Genomic DNA, 19315 nt, shown 5'->3' with positions numbered 1-19315 from the left:
CGGCCCTCTCTGCGGGGGGGGGGCGCCCGGTGCGGGGGGGTGTGCCCCCGGGCGGGGGGCGCCCCCCCGCCGCGGGGCAAACCCGACCCCGGGGCGGGGGCCCCCCCCGGGGGGGGGGGGCCCCCCGGCCGGTCAGGTACTGGGCGTGCGGGGCGTCGCCGACTCCCCGCACTCGCGCTCCCGCGCCCCCTCCCGGGTGCGCCCCGCGGCGACCGGGCGCCGCGGATTGCGGCGCAGCCACTCGCCCTCCAGCTGCGCCATCCGCTCGTTGTGGGCCCGCAGCGCGTCGTTCGAGGCGTACAGCAGCGTGTCGTGCCGCGTGCGGTGGATGGTCTCCAGCTCCTTCATGAGCTGCTGGTCGTCCAGGCGACCCGGGTCCACTCCGGTCATGGCGCCGTCCCGCGTGTCGTGTTCGTTCATGCGGGCCGGGTACCCGCCCGGTGACACACCACCACCCCCGAGCGGTATCCGGGAGGGACCCATGGATCTCGCGTTTCTGCACCCCCTCTATGAACACCAGGGGCCCTGGGCCTCCGTGTACGTCGATCTGTCCCGCAACGCGGAGGACACCGCGCACGCCCGTGACCTGATGGCCGCCGCCGTGACCCGGGAGCTGGCGGAGCAGGGCGCCGACGAGGCGACCTGCCGGGCCGCGCGGGAGGCCGTGGAGAGCCTGCGGCACGCCACCGACCCGCACGGCCGGGCGCTGTTCGTGCACGCCGGCCAGGTGGTCCTCGACACTCCGCTGGCACGTCCGCCGCAGGGCGGCACCACGGTCCACTGGGCACCGCTGCCGCGGGTCTCGCCGCTGCTGGAGCTGGCCGGTGAGGACGCGGTGTGCGTGGTGGCGTACATCGACCGCAAGGGCGCCGACTTCGAGCTGCGCTCCGCGCTGGGCGACTCGGACGCGGGCGGGGTGACCGGCCGGCAGTGGCCGGTGCACCGCACCAGCTCCGTCGACTGGTCGGAGCGCCACTTCCAGCTGCGGGTGGAGAACACCTGGGAGCACAACGCGGCGGAGATCGCCGACGCGCTCGCCGTGTGCCAGGAGGAGACCGGTGCCGATCTGCTGATCCTGGTCGGCGACGGCCGGGAGTGCCGGTCCGTGCACGAGCGGCTGCCGAAGCGGCTCCAGAGCCGCGTGGTGGAGGCCGCGCACGGCACCGGGAGCCGGCTGCTCGACGAGGAGGTGCAGCGGCTGCGCGAGGAGCACGTCACCGCGCGGGCCCAGGAGGACCTGGACCGGTTCCTGGCCGCCCGCACCCCGGACGGCGAGGGCCGGGCCGCCGCCGTGGAGGGTGTGCCCGCGCTGGTCGAGGCGGCGCGGGAACACCGTATCGACGAGCTGCTGGTCATCCCGGACGGGCCGGACACCCACCGCGAGGTGTGGATCGGTGAGGACGCCGACCAGCTCGCGGTGCGGCGCACCGAGCTGAAGACGCTCGGCGAGCAGAACTCCTGGTCGGCGCGGGCGGACGACGCGCTGCTGCGCTCGGCCGTGATGACCGGCGCCCCGGCGATCTCGGTCCTGCCGGCGCTGCCGGAGACGGAGGACCGCCAGGACACACCGGTGGGCGGGCTGGGGGCGCTGCTGCGCTGGAGGTGAGTCAGCGCGCCCGCTCGACCCGCCGCTCGTCCCACACCGGCTCCGGCGTCTCCCGGACCCGGCCGTCGCTGCCGAAGACCAGGTAACGGTCGAAGGCGCGGGCGAACCAGCGGTCGTGGGTGACCGCGAGGACCGTGCCCTCGAAGGACTCCAGGCCCTCCTGGAGGGCCTCGGCGGACTCCAGGTCGAGGTTGTCGGTGGGCTCGTCCAGGAGCAGGGCGGTGACGCCCTGCAACTCCAGCAGGAGGATCTGGAAGCGGGCCTGCTGGCCGCCGGAGAGGCGGTCGAAGGTCTGTTCGGCCTGGCCGGTCAGCTCGTAGCGGCGCAGCCGGGACATGGCGGCGCCCCGGTCCTGGGCGTGTTCCTTCCACAGGATGTCGAGGAGGGTGCGGCCGAGCAGCTCGGGGTGGGCGTGGGTCTGGGCGAAGTGGCCCGCGACGACCCGCGCGCCGAGCTTGACCAGCCCGGTGTGCGCGACGTCCTCGCCGGCCAGCAGGCGCAGGAAGTGGGACTTGCCGGAGCCGTTGGAGCCGAGGACGGCGACCCGCTCGCCGTAGAAGACCTCCAGGTCGAAGGGTTTCATCAGGCCGGTCAGTTCGAGGTTCTCGCAGGTGACGGCCCGTACGCCGGTCCGGCCGCCCTTGAGGCGCATGCGGATGTCCTGCTCGCGCGGCGGCTCGGGCGGCGGGCCGGCCTCCTCGAACTTGCGCAGCCGGGTCTGGGCGGCGTGGTAGCGGGAGGCCATCTCGTGGCTGACCGAGGCGGCCTGCCGCAGGTTCAGCACCAGCTTCTTCAGCTGGGCGTGTTTCTCGTCCCAGCGGCGGCGCAGCTCCTCGAAGCGGGCGAAGCGCTCGCGGCGGGCCTCGTGGTACGTGGCGAAGGAGCCGCCGTGCACCCAGGCGTCGGCGCCGGCCGGGCCCGGTTCGAGGGAGACGATGCGCTCGGCGGCGCGGGCGAGCAGCTCGCGGTCGTGGGAGACGAAGAGGACGGTCTTGCGGGTCTCGGCGAGCCGCTCCTCCAGCCAGCGCTTGCCGGGGACGTCGAGGTAGTTGTCCGGCTCGTCCAGCAGGAGCACCTGGTCGGTGCCGCGCAGCAGCGCCTCCAGGACGAGGCGTTTCTGCTCGCCGCCGGAGAGGGTGCGCACCTGCCGCCACTGCGCCTTCTCGTACGGCACGCCCAGCGCGGCGGTGGTGCACATGTCCCACAGCGTCTCCGCCTCGTAGCCGCGTGCCTCCGCCCAGTCGGACAGGGCCTGCGCGTACCGCATCTGGGCGGCCTCGTCGTCGACGGTCATGACGGCGTGCTCGGCGGCGTCCACCGCGCGGGCGGCGTCACGGATGCGCGGCGGGGCGACGGAGACCAGCAGGTCGCGTACGGTCGTCTCGTCCCGTACGGAGCCGACGAACTGGCGCATCACGCCGAGGCCGCCGCTGACGGTGACGGTGCCCTCGTGCGGCTTCAGCTCACCGGAGAGCAGGCGCAGCAGGGTGGTCTTGCCCGCCCCGTTGGGGCCGACCAGGGCCACGACGGCGCCCTCCCCCACGCGGAAGGAGACGTCGCCGAGCAGCGTCCTCCCGTCGGGCAGGTGGTACTCCAGATGCGCTGCTTCGAGATGGCCCATGGGGTGATTGTCCCCGGTACGGCCCCCTGCCGGGCAACCGATTTCCGCGCGGGTCTGCGGGCGGCGTCCGTGAGGCACGCGGGGGCGGCAGGAACGGCCCGCAGCAGGGTAGGCGGGAGGCATGAGCCCCGACGTAGACCTCACCGTCCCGCTGCCCGGCCCGCGACCCGTCCGCACGGCCTTGCTCGGCCTGGACCACCGTCTGTTCGAGGCGGTCGCCGCCCGGCACTGGCCCGGCGGCGACCGGGTGCTGCCCCGGCTGAGCCGCAGTGCCAACCACGGCGTGCTGTGGTTCGCGGCCGCCGCGGCGCTGGCCGCGTCCCGCACACCCCGGGCCCGCCGGGCCGCCGTGCGCGGCCTCGCCTCGCTGGGCGTGGCCTCGCTGACCATCAACACCCTCGGCAAGCGTTCGGTGCGCCGGCCGCGTCCGGTCCTCGACCCGGTGCCGCTGGTACGGCAGCTGAAGCGCCAGCCGATCACCACCTCGTTCCCCTCCGGGCACGCCGCCTCGGCCGCCGCCTTCGCCACCGGGGTGGCGCTGGAGTCGCCGGCCTGGGGCGCGGCCGTGGCGCCGGTGGCCGCGGCGGTCGCCGCCTCCCGGGTCTACACCGGCGTCCACTTCCCCAGTGACGTGCTGGCGGGGGCGGCGCTCGGGGTGGGGGCCGCGTTCGCCGTACGGGGACTGGTGCCCACCCGGGCCCAGCTGATTCCGCCGGCCCGGCCGGTCGCCGAGGTGCCGGCGCTGTCCGGCGGCGAGGGTCTGGTGATGGTGGCCAACCTCGGCTCGGGCACCTCGGAACGGGTGCGGGCGCTGTGCGACGCGCTGCCGCTGGCCGAGGTCATCGAGGCCGAACCCGCCGACGTGCCGGCCGAGTTGGAGAAGGCGGCGGGCCGGGCCCGGGTGCTCGGCGTGTGCGGCGGCGACGGCACGGTGAACGCGGCGGCCTCGGTCGCCCTGCGGCACGGGCTGCCGCTGGCGGTGCTGCCCGGCGGCACGCTGAACCACTTCGCCTACGACCTGGGCGTGGAGGACGTCCGGGCGCTGTGCCGGGCGCTGGAGCGGGGCGAGGGGGTGCGGGTGGACGTGGGCCGGTTCACCTCCGGTCGGCTGGACGGGATCTTCCTGAACACCTTCAGCCTCGGCGTGTACCCCGAGCTGGTGCGCGAGCGGGAGCGCTTCTCGCACCGGATCGGCGGCTGGCCCGCCGGGGTACTGGCGGCCGTACGGGTGCTGCGCGCCGACCGGCATCCGCTGCGGGCCGAGGTCGGGGGCCGCACCCGGCCGCTGTGGCTGCTGTTCGCGGGCAACGGCACGTACCACCGCATGGGCCTGGCGCCGGGCCGCCGCCTCGATCTGGCGGACGGCCGGCTCGACGTCCGGGTGGTGCACGGCGGCAGCCGGCCCGCGCTGCGGCTGCTGTCCGCGGCCTTCGCCGGCCCGCTCACCCGCTCCCCCGCCCACGCGGCGGTACGGGTGGGGCGGCTGCGGCTGGCCGGGGTCGCGCCGGGGACGCTGCTGGCGTACGACGGCGAGGTCACCGAGACCGAGGGCGACGTGACGGTGGAGAAACTGCCCGAGGCGCTCACGGTGTACCGTCCGCTGACCTGACCTGACTTGATCTACCCTGACTTGATCTGCCCTGACATCCCGTCATCCCATATAGCGAAACTCCGGGTCTCATCATGTGATCGACGAGCGTACGGTGGTCCCAGCCGCCTGAGAGGGGATCAGCGATGCCGAAGCCGCAGGAGACCGCCGTCTACACGCACGGGCACCACGAGTCCGTGCTCCGGTCGCACACCTGGCGCACCGCCGCCAACTCCGCCGGGTACCTGCTCGGCTCCCTGAAGCCGCACATGAGGATCCTGGACATCGGGTGCGGTCCGGGCACCATCACCGCGGACCTCGCGACGCTGGTCCCGGACGGCCACGTCACCGGCGTCGACCGGGCCCCGGAGATCCTGGACCGGGCCCGGTCGACGGCCGCCGGCCGGGGACTGACGAACATCGACTTCGCGGTGGCGGACGTGCACGCCCTGGACCACCCCGACGACACCTTCTGCGTGGTCCACGCCCACCAGGTGCTCCAGCACGTGGGCGATCCCGTGCGGGCGCTGCGCGAGATGCGGCGGGTGACGAAGCCGAACGGGTTCGTCGCCGTCCGCGACTCGGACTACGGCGCCATGACCTGGTACCCGGCGTCGGCGGGGCTGGACGACTGGCTGGACCTGTACCGGCGGGTGGCCCGGGCCAACGGCGGCGAGCCGGACGCCGGGCGCCGGCTGAAGGCGTGGGCGCTCCAGGCGGGGTTCACCGACGTCACCGCCACCTCCAGCGCCTGGACCTTCAGCACGCCCGAGGAGCGGACCTGGTGGGGCGGCCTGTGGGCGGACCGCACCGTGGAGTCGGCGTACGCCGGGCGGGCCACCGGGGGCGGCCACGCGACGGCGGAGGAACTGCGGGCCGTTTCGGCGGCCTGGCGGAATTGGGCGCAGCAGCCCGACGGCTGGTTCGCGGTTCTGCACGGAGAAATTCTGTGCCGGAAAGAAGCCTGATCGACGAAATTCGGGACACCAGTACGGCAGGAGGTAATAATCATGGTCCCGCTTCTGCTCGTACTGTTGCTCGCACTCATTCTTTTCGGCGCCGGATTCGCTCTGAAGGTGCTCTGGTGGGTCGCCCTGGTCGTCATCGTGCTGTGGCTGCTGGGCTTCCTGGTCCGCGGCACCAGCGCCGGAGGCGGCCGGAGTCGCTGGTACCGGTGGTGAGCCGGTACAGACCCTGAACACAGGGTGAGAACACAGGGTGAGGCCGCTGCCCCGGGAGATTCACTCCCGGGGCAGCAGCGGTCCCAGCGGCCCGAGGTCCAGATTCAGGTCCTCGGGCCGCAGTCCGTACCGCTCCCGCAGCTCGGTCATGCGGTCGTCGAGCAGCATCAGGGTGAGCCCGATGCGCTCCTCCTGGTCCTCGCTGAGGTCGCCCTGGTCGAAGCGGCGCAGCGCCTGCCGCTCCATGAGCTGGCGCAGCAGTTCGACCACGGTCAGCACCAGTTTGATCAGGTCGCGTTCGACGGTGTCGGGCTGGAACTCGATCCTGCCGTGTCGCTCGCTCACGTCAGTCCTCCCACGGTGAGGGGACGTTGGCGTTGACCGAGCTGATCAGCGCGTTCAGGTCGATACGGACCAGGTCCACGTCCGCGATGCGCAGCGTGAGGTCCCCCGTGATCACGACCCCGCCGGCCAGCAGCCGGTCGAGCAGGTCGACCAGGGCGATCTCCCTGCGTTCCACGACGGTCATGAACCCTCCCCCGTGTTTTCCCCGGCGAACGAATAGGCGGCCCACGGGCCGGTGAGTTCCACGCGAATTCCCGGGGCGTCGTCCTTCGTGCGGTCGACCAGTTCCACGAATTCCTCGGAGAGATCGCGCCGCACCAGATAGGCGGCGTTGAGTACGTTGCGCCCGGCGGCGCCGGAAAGCTGGGGATTCTGGGGCGCGTGCAGACGGGTGTCGTCGGCCCGGGCGGACAGCGTCCCGTGCAGCCGGCCGGCGAACTCCTCCGCCCGCTGCCACAGGTCCTCGCTCGCCCGCGCGCGCATGCGCCGCCGGATCAGGTAGTCGCGCCCGGAGGCGGGCTTGCCCGGCGGTTCCCGGTCCTCGCTCTGCCCGCCGCCGCCCTCGACGTACACCTTGACGCCCCACTCGACTCGGCCGTCCAGCCGTTCGAGGGTGCGCAGGAAGTCCCGCTCGCGTTCCTCCATCATCACGCGGACGCCGCTGTCGTCCCGGAAGACCGTGGCCAGCCGGAGCGGCAGCGGCGTGGTGACGACGGTCAGCGCGTCGATCACCTGCTGGTGGGCGCGGGCGGTCGCCGCCAGCCAGTCCAGGTCCTCCAGGTGGGCCTTCAGGGACTCCTCGGTGAAGTCCGCCTCGGGGACATGGCTGACGACGGCGACCAGACCGTGGTGGCGCAGCGTTCTGGGCGGATCGCCCGCCACCCCGGTCAGCTGCGACTGGAGGGCCGCGTCGAAGGGGCGGCAGACGGCGTAGACGTACCGCAGTCCGCTCATGGGGCTTCCTCCTCCTCTCGGGCCCGGCCCCGCTCGCCCTGCTCCAGCGGGGTGCGGCCCGATTCCAGCTCGGCCAGCCGTTCGCGCAGTTCCCGGTTCTCCCGGGCGAGTTCCTTGTGCTTGGCGTTCGAGGAGAGCGCCGGGTCGCTCTCCCACCAGTCGATGCCCATCTCCTTGGCCTTGTCGACGGAGGCGACGATGAGCCGCAGTTTGATGGTGAGCAGCTCGATGTCGAGCAGGTTGATCCGGATGTCGCCCGCGATGACGACGCCCTTGTCCAGCACCCGCTCCAGGATGTCGGCGAGATTGGCGCTCTGCCCCTGGCCGAAGGGTTCGGGCATACGGCTGGGTGTCGTCATCTACGGCTCCCGTGCTCGGCGTACTCGTCTTCCTCGCGGTACGCGTCGTCCCGGCCGGCACGGTCGTCCCGGTCGTCCTCGTCCTCGGCTTCGTACGCGGCGTCCTCGTCGTCCTCCGCGTACTCGTCCTCGGGCTCGTCCTCGGGCTCCTCGTCCTCCTCGTCCTCCTCGTCCTCGTCGTACTCGGCGGCCTCCTGGTTCTCCTGGTCCTCCTGGTCCTCCTCGTCGTACGGGGCCTCTTCCTCAGGTTCCCCGTGTTCCCCTTGGCTCTCCCGCTCCTCCCGTTCCTCCTCCTCGACCGCGTCCTCGTGGCTGCGGACGACCTCGCCGTCGCGGATCTCCCCGCGCCAGCCGTCCTCCGCCTCGCCCTTGAGCGTGATGAAGCGGACGTAGTTCTTCAGGTCGAGCCTCAGGCGGCGGCCCTGGGCGCGCCAGATGTTGCCGGTCTTCTCGAACAGGCCCTGGGGGTAGTACTCGACGACCACCAGGACGCGGGTGAGGTTCTCGGCGAGGCGGTGGAAGGAGACGACGCCCTTCGTGGTCCCCTTGGCGCCCTCGGAGGTCCAGGAGATCCGGTCGTCGGGCACCTGCTCGGTGGTCTTCGCCTTCCAGCCGCGGTTGGACCAGAAGACCTTCAGCTGCCAGTCGGAGGTGGTGTCGTCGGCGCGGTTCGCGCTCTTGACGCCCTTGGCGAAGGTGCTGAAGTCCTGGTACTGGGTCCACTGGTCGTAGGCGGTGCGCAGCGGGACGCCGACGTCGACGTACTCGATGATGACCGTCGGCTTCTTGCCGGCGCCGCCCTTGCGCTTGCCCTTGCCGCCGCCGAGGTTCTTGAACGCGCCGACCACGTTGTCCTTCAGCCGGCCTGCGCCGACCTCCACCGCGGTGCGCATCGGGCTCTTGCCCTCGGCGAGCTTGCGGCCGCTGTCGAGGGCGAGCTTGGCGAAACCGGGGCTGTTGCCGTCGGCGATGTCGTTCAGCTTGACGGTGGTCTCGCCGAGCTTGCGGCCGACGCCGACCAGCATGCGGGTGGCCTGGGCGGCGAGGTACTGCTGCACCTCGTCCTTGAGCCGGTCGGCGGCCTCGCTGCGGGCCAGGTCGGTCAGCGGGTTGTTCTTCGCCGCGCCGCCCGCCTTGGAGGCCGCCGATCCCAGGGTGTCGGTCATCGCTCACCGCCTCCCTTCGGCAGCCGGGCCCGGGTACCTCGGGCGGCGCCCCGGGCCGACTTCGTCGCCGACTGCGTCCGCTTCGCCGCGGACTTCGCGGCCGCGGTCTTCCTGGCCGGGGCCTTCTTCGCCGGGGCCTTCTTCGCGGCGGTCTTCTTGGCGGCGGCCTTCTTCGCCGACGCGGGCGCCTTCTTCACGGCCTCCGGCGCCGCCTCGTCGGCGTCGTCGTATCCGTCGTCGCGGTCGTACCCGTCATCGCGGTCGTACCCGTCGGCGTCGTCGTATCCGTCGTCGCGGTCGTACCCGTCGTCGCGGTCGTCGTCGGTGTCACGGTCCTCGTCGGTGTCCGCGCCGGTCACACGCGAGGCGACGCCCGAGAGCTGGTCGCGCACCTGGGAGGTACGGCCGTGCAGCCGGTCGGCGAGCCCGTTGATCTGCCGCTCGACCAGCGCGCCCGTGGCCGCCTTGCCGACACCCCGCATGTCCTGCCGCAGCTGGTCGCCGATCTCCTTGAACTGCGGATTGTTCTGCAGCTGGGTGGAGACCAGGTCCGCGATGCCGCGCGGGGTGAGGTTCATCCGCTTGCCCGCCACCGCCGTGCCCACGGCGATCGCGACTTTCAGTTTCTTCGTGCGTCCCAGCAGATAGCCGGCCCCTACCGCGAGGCCGAGTCCCACTCGATTCATGGTGTCGTCCCGTTGCCCGTTCCCGCGCTGTGGCGCGAAGCGATCTCCAGCCGGTCCAGGAGTTCGTCCTCCTGCCGGTCGAACTCCTCCTCCGTGATCTCGCCGGCCTCCAACCGCTCCTCCAGTCGGGCGAGTTCGGCTCGTACGGTGGCCGGGTCGTAGTAGATCCGCTCGGCTTCCTGGAGTACCTGTCTGATGGCCCAGGCGCTGCCGCGTGCCGGTGCGAACGGCAGCAGCAGCACCTCGGAGATCAGGCCCATGTCGTCACCCCGCTCCGGTACCGGCGCCGCCGCCCGCCGCGGTGCCCGCGGGCTCGGCGGGGCCGGGCTCCACGAAGCTGTACGGCGGCAGCGGCCCGTTGATCCGCACCTCCAGGTGCGGCAGTTCCTGGCGGGCGCGCTCCACGGCCGCCAGGAAGGTCTCGGCCCGCTCCCGGTCCACCAGGAACGACACGTTGGCCAGCCAGCCCGTGGACTCGGGCCCGACGCTGACCGCGTCGGCCTCCGTCTCCAGGGCGCGCTGGAGCGCGGCGGCGTCCTCGGCCTCCCGGGCCTGGACCGCCGCGGCGACCATCTCACCGAGCTGGATCTTGCTCTCGTAACTGCCGCCGCCCGCCTTCCGGTTGGCCTCGGCCAGTGCGCGGATCTCCGGGCTGGTGGCCATCACGTGGTGCAGTACGGCCTCCTCCACGTGGTTGGCCTTGATGTTGTACTCGACCCGGTTGTCCAGGGCGCGCAGCCGCTCCTTGTAGTGCTCGGCGCGTTCGGCGAGCACGCCGGTGACCGCCTTGTCGTCGGGGGCGACGCTGCCGAACCGCATGGGCAGCACACAGCCGGCCGCGCCCGCCTCGGCGAGCACGTTCTGGTGGGCGAGCAGGTCCTTGCGCTTGGGCCGCAGCCCCTCGGGGGCGTCGCTGACGACGGCCGCCAGCTCGCCCTCGGTCAGCACCCGCACCGGGCGCGGCGGGTCGCCGACGCCGGCCAGGTCCTCCGGGAGCGAGGGGTGCGCGCTCGCGGTGATGCCGTAGACGTACGTGCTCACTCCTGCTCCTCCTTACGACGCGAGGACGTCGACCTGCGGGCACGCGGGCGGGACTCGGTCTCGGCCTCGCCGCGGGCCTGCTTGAAGGCGTCCGAGATGGTCTCGGCGGCGCCGGACAGCGCCCCCTTGGACTTGCCGCGCGCGCCGGACTCGGTCATGGTCCCGACCAGGTCGGGCAGGCCCGGGTTCTTGCGCGGGCCGGCCTCCAGGTCGAGGCGGTTGCACGCCTCGGCGAAGCGCAGGTAGGTGTCGACGCTGGCGACGACGACCCGGACGTCGATCTTGAGGATCTCGATGCCGACCAGGGACACCCGCACGAATGCGTCGATGACGAGCCCCCTGTCCAGGACGAGTTCGAGCACGTCGTAGAGGCCGCTGCTGCCGCCTCCGCCTCCGGTCTGCTGTGCCGGTACGACAGTCATTCCGGCTGATCCCTCCTTGAGTCGGTGGGTCTGTGGGTCTGTGGGTCTGTGGGTCTCTGGGTCTGTGGGTCTGTGGATGTAGTGCCGGACGGCCCGGTGGGCCCGGTGGGCCCGGTCCGCCCGGCCCAGGGTCTAGTGGCCGCCGGACCTGCGTGCGTCGGACCGTCCGCGCTCGTAGCGGCGGACCCGGCGGTATCCGGTGAGCTGCCCGTCGGCGTCGAGTTCCACCTCGTAGCTCGCCATCAGGCTCATCGTGTCGGGGACACGCTCCAGTTCGAGCACCTCGACCTCCAGGGCCCAGCCCTCCTCCGTCTGCTCGAAGGACGACACGGACTCGGCGGTCATGCCGGTCAGCTCCGCGAGCTGTGCGCGTGCCTCGCGCAGCACCTCCATCGGGCGGGGCCGACGTGACTCACCGGACGTCTGGGACGTCTGGGACGTCTGGGACTTCTGCGACTCCTGCGGCTTTTGCGCCTTCTGTGAATCCTGTGAACTCTGTTGCATGGGTTGCGAATCGGACGTGTTCTTTGTGTTCGACATGGCCACCTCCCCCTCCGTGTGGCCGCAAGAGTGTTCGCCAAACCTTTACGAGCACACGCGTCTGCTCCGCGCAACCCGGAGCAGGCCGAACGGGTGAGAACCGGGCCGCGCCGGGTCAGCCGCGCAGGGCCGCCAGCCGCCGCCGGGCCGGCCCCAGGGTCCGGCCACGCCGCATGAGGTCGCCCCACGGGTCGGTACGGGCCTGCTCGACCGCGTCCGTGACGGTCCAGCGGCGGGCGTGCAGCGCGGGGTCGTCCAGTCGGTCCCGGCCGAAGGGAGTGGCCACGGGGGCGCCCGGCCTGGCCCGCACCGTGTAGGGGGCCACGGCGGTCTGCGCGTAGGCGTTGCGCTGGACGTCGAGGTAGAGCCGGTCGCCGCGGTCCTTCTTGCGGGCGGCGGTGGTGAGCCGGTCGGGGTGGGCGGCGGCGAGGGTCTCGGCGACGAGGTGGGCGAAGTCCCGTACCTCGGCGAAGTCCGGCCGCCCGCGCAGCGGCACGATCACGTGCAGGCCCCGGGAGCCGGTGGTCATCAGCGCCGACGGCAGGCGCAGCGAGTCGAGCAGCTCGCCCAGCAGCACGGCCGCCTCGCGGACGGTCTCGAAGTCGTCGACGCCCGGGTCGAGGTCGAAGACCATGCGGTCGGGGTGGTGCGGGCGGTCGGCGCGGGACAGCCAGCGGTGCAGGGTGAGGGCCGCCTGGTCGGCGAGGTAGAGGAGGGTGGCGGTGTCGTCGCAGACGGTGTGGCGGACCGTGCCGCCCTCCTTGGGCAGTTCCACGCGGGTGATCCGGTCCGGATAGTGCGCGGGCGTGTTCTTCTGCATGAACACCGGGCCGTCGATGCCGTCCGGGTGCCGCTCCAGCATCAGCGGGCGGCCCCGCAGGTGCGGCAGCAGATACGGGGCGACGGCCCGGTAGTAGTCGACCAGGTCGCCCTTGGTGACCTGGTCGGCGGTCTTCTCCGCCGGGAAGAGGACCTTGTCCGGCCGGTGCACCTCGACGGTGCCGGGGCCGGCCCGCACCTTCCGTGCGGCGGCTGGGCTCACGGCACCACCGCCTGCTCCACCAGCAGCCGGCCGGCCGTGGCGATCGACTCGGCGTCGATGCCGGACGCGTGCAGCTGCTCGTCCGGCGCGGCCGAGCCCGGCATCGTACGCACCGCGAGCCGGACCAGCCGGGGCACGGGGCCGCCGTCGGCGAACGCCTCCGCGACCGCGTCACCGAGGCCGCCCTCGGGGTGGTGGTCCTCGACGGTGACCAGACAGCCGGTCTCCTCGGCGGCCCGGCGCAGGGTGTCCCGGTCCACCGGCTTGACCGAGTACAGGTCGATCACCCGGGCCGCGATGCCCTCCCGGGCCAGGGCGTCGGCGGCGGCCAGCGCCTCGGACACGGTGACGCCCGCCGCGACGAACGTGAGCCGGTCGTCCTCGCCGGACGAGCGCAGCACCTTGCTGCCGCCGACGGGGAACTCCTCGTCGGGCCCGTAGATCACCTCGCCGGCGCCGCGCGAGGTCCGCAGATAGCGGATGCCCTCCAGACCGGCCGCCTCGGCGACCAGGCGCGCGGTCTGGTTGGCGTCGCACGGGTACAGCACGGTCGAGCCGTGCACGGCCCGCATCATCGCCAGGTCCTCCAGACCCATCTGGCTCGGCCCGTCCTGGCCGATGGCGGTGCCCGCGTGGGAGCCGTTGAGGACGATCCCGGAGCCGCTGACGGACGCCATGCGGATGAAGTCGTGGGCGCGGGTGAGGAACGCCGCGAAGGTGGAGGCGTACGGCAGCCTGCCGCGCGCCGCCATGCCGACGGCCGTGGCGACCAGCTGCTGTTCGGCGATGTAGCACTCGAAGTAGCGGTCGGGGTGCTCCTTGGCGAACAGCTCCGCGCGGGTGGAGTCGCCCACCTCGCCGTCCAGCACGACGACGTCGCCGCGGGCGGTGCCCAGGGCGGTCAGCGCCTGTCCGAAGGCGTCCCGGGTGGCCGCCTGCTCGCCCTTCTCCCAGCGCGGCAGCTCCAGCCGGCCGCCGCCGTCCGGGTGCGGCGCCTGCGCGGACCTGGCGACGGGCTCCTGGACGTGCACGGTCAGGGAGCGCGGTCCGCCCAGCTCCTCGATGGCCTCGGCGGCGTCCTTGACCGGCTTGCCGTGCAGCCCCTCGCGGTCCTCGGTGGCCGCGACGCCCTTGCCCTTGAGGGTGCGGGCGATGATCGCGGTGGGCTGGCCGCGGGTGGAGAGCGCCTCTCCGTAGGCCCGGTCGACGGCGTCCACGTCATGGCCGTCGATCTCGACCGTGTGCCAGTCGAAGGCCCGGAAGCGGCGGGCGTAGGCGTCCAGGTCGTGGCCGTGCCGGGTCGCGCCGCGCTGGCCGAGCCGGTTGACGTCGACGATCACGGTCAGGTTGTCGAGCCGCTCGTACCCGGCGTGCTCGGCCGCCTCCCAGACGGACCCCTCGGCCAGCTCGCTGTCCCCGCACAGCACCCACACGCGGTACCCGGTGCGGTCCAGGCGCGCTCCGGCCAGCGCGATGCCGACGCCGACGGGCAGGCCCTGCCCCAGCGACCCGGTGGCGGTCTCGACCCAGGGCAGCCGCTGCGGCGTGGGGTGCCCCTCCAGCCGGCTGCCCAGCTTGCGGAAGGTGCGCAGTTCCTCGTCGTCGATGACGCCGGCCGCCTTGTAGGCGGAGTAGAGGAGGGGGGAGGCGTGTCCCTTGGAGAGGACGAAGCGGTCGTTGCCCGGGTGGGCGGGGCGCTCGAAGTCGTAGCGCAGGTGGTTGGCCAGCAGTACGGCCATCAGGTCGGCGGCGGACATCGAGGACGTCGGGTGTCCCGAGCCCGCGGCGTCGGCCGCGCGCACGCTGTCGACGCGCAGCTGCTGTCCGAGTTCGACGAGTTCCTCGGTGTTCATGTGTCTCCTTCCGCGGGGTCGTCGTCGGCACGCTTGACGGGGCCGGGAGCCACGCCGGGACCGGGGGGCGGCTGGTCCGGCGGGGGTTCGACGCCGGGCCGGCCCCTCGCGGGCTCGCCGCCCGGGTGGGCCTTGGCGGGTTCGCCGCCGGGTTGCGCCTTGGCCGGTTCCCCGCCGGGCTGCCCCTTGGCGGGCTCCCCGCCCGGCTGTCCCTTGGCCTGTCCCTTGGCCGGCTCGTTGCCCGGCCCGCTCGCCGCACTCACCTGACTCACCTCACCGATCCGACTCGCCTCGCGGACGTGTCCGTCGCCGACCGCCCGGCACGCGTGCCGCCTCGGGCGACGACGACGCGTCGGGCCTTTCGCGTCCCCCCGGCCAGACCCCCCAAACGTGCGCGAGCACCCCGTACCGCCGGTTCCCGGCCGGGCCCGCGGGTATCCGGCCGGCGGACCTCTGCCGCACGAAGGCGCCGCCGCGGCTCTGGCCCCGGCGGCCCGTGTCACGCCCTGCCGTGCGGCCCCTCGGGGTCGCTGTCGCCCCGGCGGGGTGCCCCGGCGCCCGTGCCCGGCGTCCCGGGTGCGGTGGGCGGCATCGGCGGGTACGGCACACCGGCCCCGCCCTGCGGCGCGGCGGGTGCCGTCCCGCCCAGCGGGCGCCCGCCGACGGTCCCGTGCCCCGCGCCCGTACCCGGCCCGGAGGGCTTCGCGGCGCCGCGCAGCAGGTAGGCGGCGACGGCGAGCAGCGCGGCCGTGATCAGCGCGGCGGCCCAGCCGGGCAGCCCGACGGCGAGCGCGAGGCCCACCGCGAGCGCCACCGCCGCGCCGGCGTACAGCGCGGCGGCTCCGGACGCCGCGTACAGCGTCGCCGTACGGCGCTGCTTGCGCGTCTGCTCCCGCAACTCGTCCCGGATGGTCTCGCGGGCCACTTGGGCCAACTCGTCGACCAAGTGCTTGTCCAGGTGCTCCACGTGTGTCAGTCGGTCGTCCATGCCGGCCGGGTACCCGCAACCCGGTGGTCCATGAGCGGCCCGCCCCGGTCGCCAACTAGGCTTTTCCGCATGGACATTCTGGGAACCACACTGCGCGTCTACGTCGACGACCTGGACAAGGTGATCCCCTTCTACGAGGGTCTCGCCGGCGGCCGGGCCATGCGGTTCGAACGCGGCGGCGTCCACGTGGCGGCGGTCGGCTGTTTCTTGCTGATGAGCGGGCCGGAGTCCCAGCTGGAAGTGTTGCGCAAGGTGGCCGCGACGATCGCCGTGACCGACGTGGAGGAGACGGCCCGGGTCGTGACCGGCCTCGGCGGCGAGGTCGTCGCCGGTCCGCTCCCGACGCCGGCGGGCCGCAACCTGATCGCCCGTCACCCGGACGGTTCGGTGTACGAGTACGCCGACCGGAAGGCGTGACGGCGGACCGCGTCAGACCCCGGGGCCGGCCGTGATCGCCCACCGCTGGTGATCACGCCAGGCCCCGTCGACGTACAGCATCTTCGGCGAGAAGCCCTCCAGGCGGAAGCCGCAGGCGCGGGCCAGGGCGATGGAGGCGGCGTTGCCCGGCTGCACGTTGATCTCCAGCCGGTGCAGCCGCATCGGCCCGAAGGCGTACCGCACGACGAGGCCGAGTCCCTCGCGCATCAGGCCGCGCCCGGCGGCGTGGGCGAAGGCGCCGTAGCCGAGCGCCCCGCTGAGGAACCCGCCCGCCACGATGTTGTTGATGTTGACGAACCCGGCGAGGGAGCCGTCGCGCACGTCGCAGACCAGGAACCCGGCCTTGGCCGGGTCCTCGATCAGCCGGCCGGCGTACCGGGCGTACGCCTCGGCGGTGTCCGGCGGGAAGAGCCAGGGGTGGTGCAGGTCCTTGCTCTCCCGGGTCCGGGCGGTGAACTCGGCTCCGTCGTCGAGGGTGAAGTGGCGTATGCCCACCCGGGGGCCCTCGGCGAGGTGGCGGGGCGGCGTGTCGTGCGGCATCCCGTCAGCGTACGCGGGCCTCAGCGCAGCGCCGGTTCGTCCAGGGTGAGCGTGCCCGCGTCCGCGTCCAGCTCGGCGCCGACCCCGAACGGCACGGTCAGCGCAGCCGCGCAGTGCCCGAACCCGAAGTCCGCGGCGACGGGCACGCCGAGGCCGCCGAGCCGGTCCAGGAACAGCGCCCGGAGCCGGTCGGCCGGCCCGCACCCCACCCAGGAGCCGAGCAGGACGCCCCGTACTCCCTCCAGCCAGCCGGCCCGCAGCAGTTGGGTGAGGCAGCGGTCGAGACGGTACGGCTCCTCCGCCACGTCCTCCAGGCACAGCAGTCCGCCGCGCGCGCCGGGCCGGGCGCCCGGGATGCCCAGTTCGGCGGCGAGCAGGGACAGACAGCCGCCGAGGGTGACGCCCCGGGCCCGGCCGGGGATGAGCGGCGTGCCGCCGGAGGTGATCGTGCGGACCGTCTCCGGGGCGAACAGCGTGGCCCGCAGGTGTTCCTGGGCCCGCGCCTCCTTCAGGAAGTCGACGCCCGCCGCCATCGGCCCGTGCAGCGTGACCAGGCCGAGCCGGACGGCGAACGCCTCGTGCAGCGCGGTGATGTCGCTGAAGCCGACGAAGACCTTCGGGCCCGCGGCGCGCATCGCGTCCCAGTCGAGCAGGCCGACGAGGCGCTGGGCGCCGTAGCCGCCGCGGGCGCACAGCACCGCGTCGACGGCCGGGTCGCACCAGGCTCCCTGGAGGTCGGCGGCCCGGTCGGCGTCGTCGCCGGCCAGGTAGTCCGAGGTGGCGTGCCGGTCCAGGACGTGCGGGGCGACGACCGGGTCGAGGTCCCAGCCGCGCAGTACGTCGAGGCCGGCCTGGAGGCGTTCCTCGGGGACCGGTCCGCTGGGCGCGACGACGGCCACCCGGGCGCCGGGGGCGAGCCGCGCGGGCCGCGTCAGGCCGTTCACTCGGTCAGCTCCAGGGCGGGGATGCCGGGCGGGTTCAGCCCGAACACCTGCGCGTACAGGGAGAGTTCCGCCTCCAGGGCGCGGACCAGGGTCTCCGCCTTGCGGAAGCCGTGCCCCTCGCCCTCGAAGGCGAGGTAGGCGTGCGGCACCCGGCGCCCCGCCATCCTGGCCAGGAACCGTTCGCACTGCACGGGCGGGCAGATCACGTCGTCCAGGCCCTGGAGCAGCAGGAACGGCGCGGTGATCCGGTCGGCGTGGGTGGCGGGCGAGCGCTCCGCGTACCGGGCGGGCACCTCGTCGTACGGGCCGACCAGGGACTCCAGGTACCGGGACTCGAAGTCGTGGGTCTCCCCGGCGCCCCAGCCGGTCAGGTCGAGGACGGGGTAGAGGATGGTGCCGCAGGCGTAGACGTCGGTGGTGGCGAGGGAGGCGGCGCTGGTCCAGCCGCCGGCGCTGCCGCCGCGCACGGCGAGCCGGTCCCGGTCGGCGGTGCCCTCGTCGGCGAGGGCGAGGGCGACGGCCGCGCAGTCCTCGACGTCGACCACGCCCCACTGCTCGCGCAGCCGCTCGCGGTACTCGCGGCCGTATCCGGTGGAACCGCCGTAGTCGACCACGGCGACGCCGATGCCCCGGGAGGTGAAGTAGGCGATCTCCAGGTCGAGGACGAGCGCGGAGCGGCTGGTGGGGCCGCCGTGCGCCCGCACGACGTACGGGGGCAGTTCGTCGGCGGGCGCGACGCAGCCGGGGTGGTGGGGCGGGTACACGTGCGCGTGCACCTCGCGGCCGTCGGGTCCGGTGAAGGTGCGGATCTGCGGCTCGGGGTAGTGGGCGGGGTCCACGACGTCGTCGTGCGCGGCGCCGATCACCCGGGCCCGGCCGATGGGGGTCGCCCCGCGCGAGCTCGTTCGAGCGTGGGGGAGGACGTCCAGTTCGACCACCTCGGGGCCGCTGCGCGGGCTGGCGCCGACGGCCGCGACCCGCTCGCCGTACGCGGCGATCCCGGCGGCGAACTCGGTCCAGGGGCCGGCCGCGTCGACGACCTCGCCGGTCTCGGGGTCCAGGACGCCGAGGGCGGTGGCGCCCCGGCCGTGCACGACGGCGATCAGGCCGCTGTCCAGCGGGGCGAACCAGCGCAGGCCCAGCTGCCACAGCGGCCCGCCGAACTCCTCCTCGCGGGGGCACAGCGGCCGGCCGTCGCGGTACAGGTTCCACCAGCCGGTGCGGTCGGAGGCGTACAGCAGGGCGCCGTCGCGGTCCCAGTCGGCCTGCGCGATCGACTCGTCGGGGCCGCCCGCGACGGTCCGGGCCGGTCCGAAGGCGCCGTCGGCGGTGACCTCGGCGACCAGCAGTTCGGTGCCGTCCCAGGGCATCCGGGGGTGGTCCCAGGCGAGCCAGGCCGCGCGCCGCCCGTCCGGGGAGAGGCGGGGGCCGGTGACGAACCGGTGCCGCCCGTCGCTCAGTTCGCGCACCGCGGCGCGGTCCTCGGCGGCCGAGCCGTCCAGCGGTACGGCGGCCAGGACGCGGCGCACGTCGCCGGGTCCCTCGCCGGTGAACTCCTCGAGGACGCACCACACCTCGCCCCGCTCCGGCAGGGGCTGCGGCTCCGCCCAGCGCAGGCCGCCGCCGACCGCCGAGACGGGGGTGAGCGGGCGGGGCTCGTCGCCCGGCCGCCACCGGTACAGCCGCTGGTCGGCGAAGTTCACGAAGACGACCAGCGGGCCGTCCCCGTCCGGCGCCGCCGCCCAGGGCCGGCCGCCGTACTCGATGACGCGGCTGCGCACGTTCCACGGGGCGGGCAGCAGGTCCTCCTCACCGCCGTCCGCGCGCCGCCGCACCAGGCTCCGCCGCCCGCCCTCCGCGGGCCGGGGCTCGGTCCACCACACCTCCTCGCCGACGAAGCCCACGTCGTCGGGGCGCCCGCCGTGCGCGGCGGCGAGCGCCGCGTCGATGGGCGAGGGCCACGATCCGTACGCCAGGGTCCGCACTGTCTCCCCCATGTCG

Annotated in this window: 24 protein-coding genes; 5 read left to right on the top strand and 19 right to left on the bottom strand. The window is 73.8% G+C overall.

Annotation, left to right across the window (positions count from 1 at the left end; translation table 11 throughout):
• Positions 1-132 precede the first annotated feature (132 nt).
• A complete protein-coding gene (locus tag ACIQR3_RS37495; RefSeq protein WP_403545966.1) occupies positions 133-420 on the bottom strand; it encodes a DUF6158 family protein in 288 nt (95 codons plus the stop codon).
• Positions 421-481: 61 nt separating this feature from the next.
• Between ACIQR3_RS37495 and ACIQR3_RS37490 the strand changes: the two genes are divergently transcribed.
• Positions 482-1606 (top strand): Vms1/Ankzf1 family peptidyl-tRNA hydrolase, encoded by a 1125-nt coding sequence (locus ACIQR3_RS37490; RefSeq protein ID WP_403545964.1) that lies wholly within the window; start codon positions 482-484, stop codon positions 1604-1606.
• A 1-nt stretch (position 1607) separates the two neighbouring features.
• Here ACIQR3_RS37490 and ACIQR3_RS37485 read toward each other — a convergent pair whose 3' ends face one another.
• On the bottom strand, positions 1608-3227 hold the full coding sequence (locus ACIQR3_RS37485; RefSeq protein ID WP_403545963.1) for an ABC-F family ATP-binding cassette domain-containing protein: 1620 nt from the start codon (positions 3225-3227) through the stop codon (positions 1608-1610).
• Positions 3228-3348: 121 nt separating this feature from the next.
• On the opposite strand from ACIQR3_RS37485, the gene ACIQR3_RS37480 reads away from it, so the two are divergent.
• The 3 genes from ACIQR3_RS37480 (at position 3349) to ACIQR3_RS37470 (ending at position 5996) form a co-directional block, all read left to right on the top strand.
• The gene (locus ACIQR3_RS37480) at positions 3349-4836 is read left to right on the top strand and encodes a bifunctional phosphatase PAP2/diacylglycerol kinase family protein (protein ID WP_403545961.1); all 1488 of its coding nucleotides are present in this window, start codon (positions 3349-3351) and stop codon (positions 4834-4836) included.
• 125 nt (positions 4837-4961) lie between these two features.
• Positions 4962-5783, top strand: a complete 822-nt coding sequence (locus ACIQR3_RS37475) for a class I SAM-dependent methyltransferase (RefSeq protein ID WP_403545959.1) — start codon at positions 4962-4964, stop codon at positions 5781-5783.
• A 42-nt stretch (positions 5784-5825) separates the two neighbouring features.
• Entirely contained in the window at positions 5826-5996 is a 171-nt protein-coding gene (locus tag ACIQR3_RS37470; RefSeq protein ID WP_215168429.1) for a hydrophobic protein, read from the top strand.
• Positions 5997-6056: 60 nt separating this feature from the next.
• On the opposite strand, the gene ACIQR3_RS37465 is transcribed toward ACIQR3_RS37470, so the two are convergent.
• The 14 genes from ACIQR3_RS37465 to ACIQR3_RS37400 all read right to left on the bottom strand — a co-directional run bounded on the left by ACIQR3_RS37465 (position 6057) and on the right by ACIQR3_RS37400 (position 15392).
• Entirely contained in the window at positions 6057-6341 is a 285-nt protein-coding gene (locus ACIQR3_RS37465; protein ID WP_403545957.1) for a gas vesicle protein K, read from the bottom strand.
• 1 nt (position 6342) lies between these two features.
• Positions 6343-6525, bottom strand: coding sequence for a gas vesicle protein (locus ACIQR3_RS37460; RefSeq protein ID WP_215168427.1), 183 nt, complete (start codon positions 6523-6525; stop codon positions 6343-6345).
• The gene (locus ACIQR3_RS37455) at positions 6522-7295 is read right to left on the bottom strand and encodes a GvpL/GvpF family gas vesicle protein (protein WP_403545955.1); all 774 of its coding nucleotides are present in this window, start codon (positions 7293-7295) and stop codon (positions 6522-6524) included. Before ACIQR3_RS37455 ends, ACIQR3_RS37460 begins: the two co-directional genes overlap by 4 nt.
• Complete coding sequence (locus ACIQR3_RS37450) at positions 7292-7654, bottom strand: gas vesicle protein (protein WP_403545954.1); 363 nt, start codon at positions 7652-7654, stop codon at positions 7292-7294. Before ACIQR3_RS37450 ends, ACIQR3_RS37455 begins: the two co-directional genes overlap by 4 nt.
• The gene (locus ACIQR3_RS37445) at positions 7651-8820 is read right to left on the bottom strand and encodes an SRPBCC family protein (RefSeq protein ID WP_403545952.1); all 1170 of its coding nucleotides are present in this window, start codon (positions 8818-8820) and stop codon (positions 7651-7653) included. The genes ACIQR3_RS37450 and ACIQR3_RS37445 overlap by 4 nt, the downstream gene beginning before the upstream one ends.
• The gene (locus tag ACIQR3_RS37440) at positions 8817-9506 is read right to left on the bottom strand and encodes a DNA primase (RefSeq protein WP_403545950.1); all 690 of its coding nucleotides are present in this window, start codon (positions 9504-9506) and stop codon (positions 8817-8819) included. Before ACIQR3_RS37440 ends, ACIQR3_RS37445 begins: the two co-directional genes overlap by 4 nt.
• Entirely contained in the window at positions 9503-9766 is a 264-nt protein-coding gene (locus ACIQR3_RS37435) for a gas vesicle protein GvpG (protein WP_403545948.1), read from the bottom strand. Before ACIQR3_RS37435 ends, ACIQR3_RS37440 begins: the two co-directional genes overlap by 4 nt.
• A gap of 4 nt (positions 9767-9770) precedes the next feature.
• On the bottom strand, positions 9771-10547 hold the full coding sequence (locus tag ACIQR3_RS37430; protein ID WP_403545947.1) for a GvpL/GvpF family gas vesicle protein: 777 nt from the start codon (positions 10545-10547) through the stop codon (positions 9771-9773).
• Entirely contained in the window at positions 10544-10969 is a 426-nt protein-coding gene (locus ACIQR3_RS37425) for a gas vesicle structural protein GvpA (protein ID WP_403545945.1), read from the bottom strand. The genes ACIQR3_RS37430 and ACIQR3_RS37425 overlap by 4 nt, the downstream gene beginning before the upstream one ends.
• Positions 10970-11101: 132 nt before the next feature.
• Positions 11102-11509: a gas vesicle protein gene (locus tag ACIQR3_RS37420; protein WP_403545943.1), complete on the bottom strand. Its 408-nt coding sequence runs from the start codon at positions 11507-11509 to the stop codon at positions 11102-11104.
• A 115-nt stretch (positions 11510-11624) separates the two neighbouring features.
• Entirely contained in the window at positions 11625-12551 is a 927-nt protein-coding gene (gene ligD, locus ACIQR3_RS37415) for a non-homologous end-joining DNA ligase (protein ID WP_403545941.1), read from the bottom strand.
• The gene (locus ACIQR3_RS37410; protein WP_403545939.1) at positions 12548-14404 is read right to left on the bottom strand and encodes a transketolase; all 1857 of its coding nucleotides are present in this window, start codon (positions 14402-14404) and stop codon (positions 12548-12550) included. The genes ligD and ACIQR3_RS37410 overlap by 4 nt, the downstream gene beginning before the upstream one ends.
• Entirely contained in the window at positions 14401-14667 is a 267-nt protein-coding gene (locus tag ACIQR3_RS37405) for a hypothetical protein (RefSeq protein ID WP_403545937.1), read from the bottom strand. Before ACIQR3_RS37405 ends, ACIQR3_RS37410 begins: the two co-directional genes overlap by 4 nt.
• A gap of 236 nt (positions 14668-14903) precedes the next feature.
• Positions 14904-15392 (bottom strand): phage holin family protein, encoded by a 489-nt coding sequence (locus ACIQR3_RS37400; protein WP_403545935.1) that lies wholly within the window; start codon positions 15390-15392, stop codon positions 14904-14906.
• A 69-nt stretch (positions 15393-15461) separates the two neighbouring features.
• Here ACIQR3_RS37400 and ACIQR3_RS37395 point away from each other — a divergent pair, with 69 nt between their 5' ends.
• Positions 15462-15809 carry a VOC family protein gene (locus ACIQR3_RS37395; protein WP_215168415.1) on the top strand — a complete coding sequence of 116 codons (348 nt, stop codon included), beginning with the start codon at positions 15462-15464 and terminating at the stop codon, positions 15807-15809.
• 12 nt (positions 15810-15821) lie between these two features.
• On the opposite strand, the gene ACIQR3_RS37390 is transcribed toward ACIQR3_RS37395, so the two are convergent.
• From ACIQR3_RS37390 to ACIQR3_RS37380, 3 genes are read right to left on the bottom strand one after another with little or no spacing between them, the layout of a single operon-like run.
• Positions 15822-16370, bottom strand: coding sequence for a GNAT family N-acetyltransferase (locus tag ACIQR3_RS37390; protein ID WP_403545933.1), 549 nt, complete (start codon positions 16368-16370; stop codon positions 15822-15824).
• A 20-nt stretch (positions 16371-16390) separates the two neighbouring features.
• The gene (locus ACIQR3_RS37385; RefSeq protein WP_403545931.1) at positions 16391-17314 is read right to left on the bottom strand and encodes an LD-carboxypeptidase; all 924 of its coding nucleotides are present in this window, start codon (positions 17312-17314) and stop codon (positions 16391-16393) included.
• Positions 17311-19311, bottom strand: a complete 2001-nt coding sequence (locus tag ACIQR3_RS37380) for a prolyl oligopeptidase family serine peptidase (protein ID WP_403545929.1) — start codon at positions 19309-19311, stop codon at positions 17311-17313. The genes ACIQR3_RS37385 and ACIQR3_RS37380 overlap by 4 nt, the downstream gene beginning before the upstream one ends.
• Between the last annotated feature and the right edge of the window lie 4 nt (positions 19312-19315).

The organism is Streptomyces sp. NPDC090994, assembly GCF_044768905.1.
Classification (GTDB): Bacteria; Actinomycetota; Actinomycetes; order Streptomycetales; family Streptomycetaceae; genus Streptomyces.
This window is presented reverse-complemented; position numbering and strand designations above follow the sequence as displayed.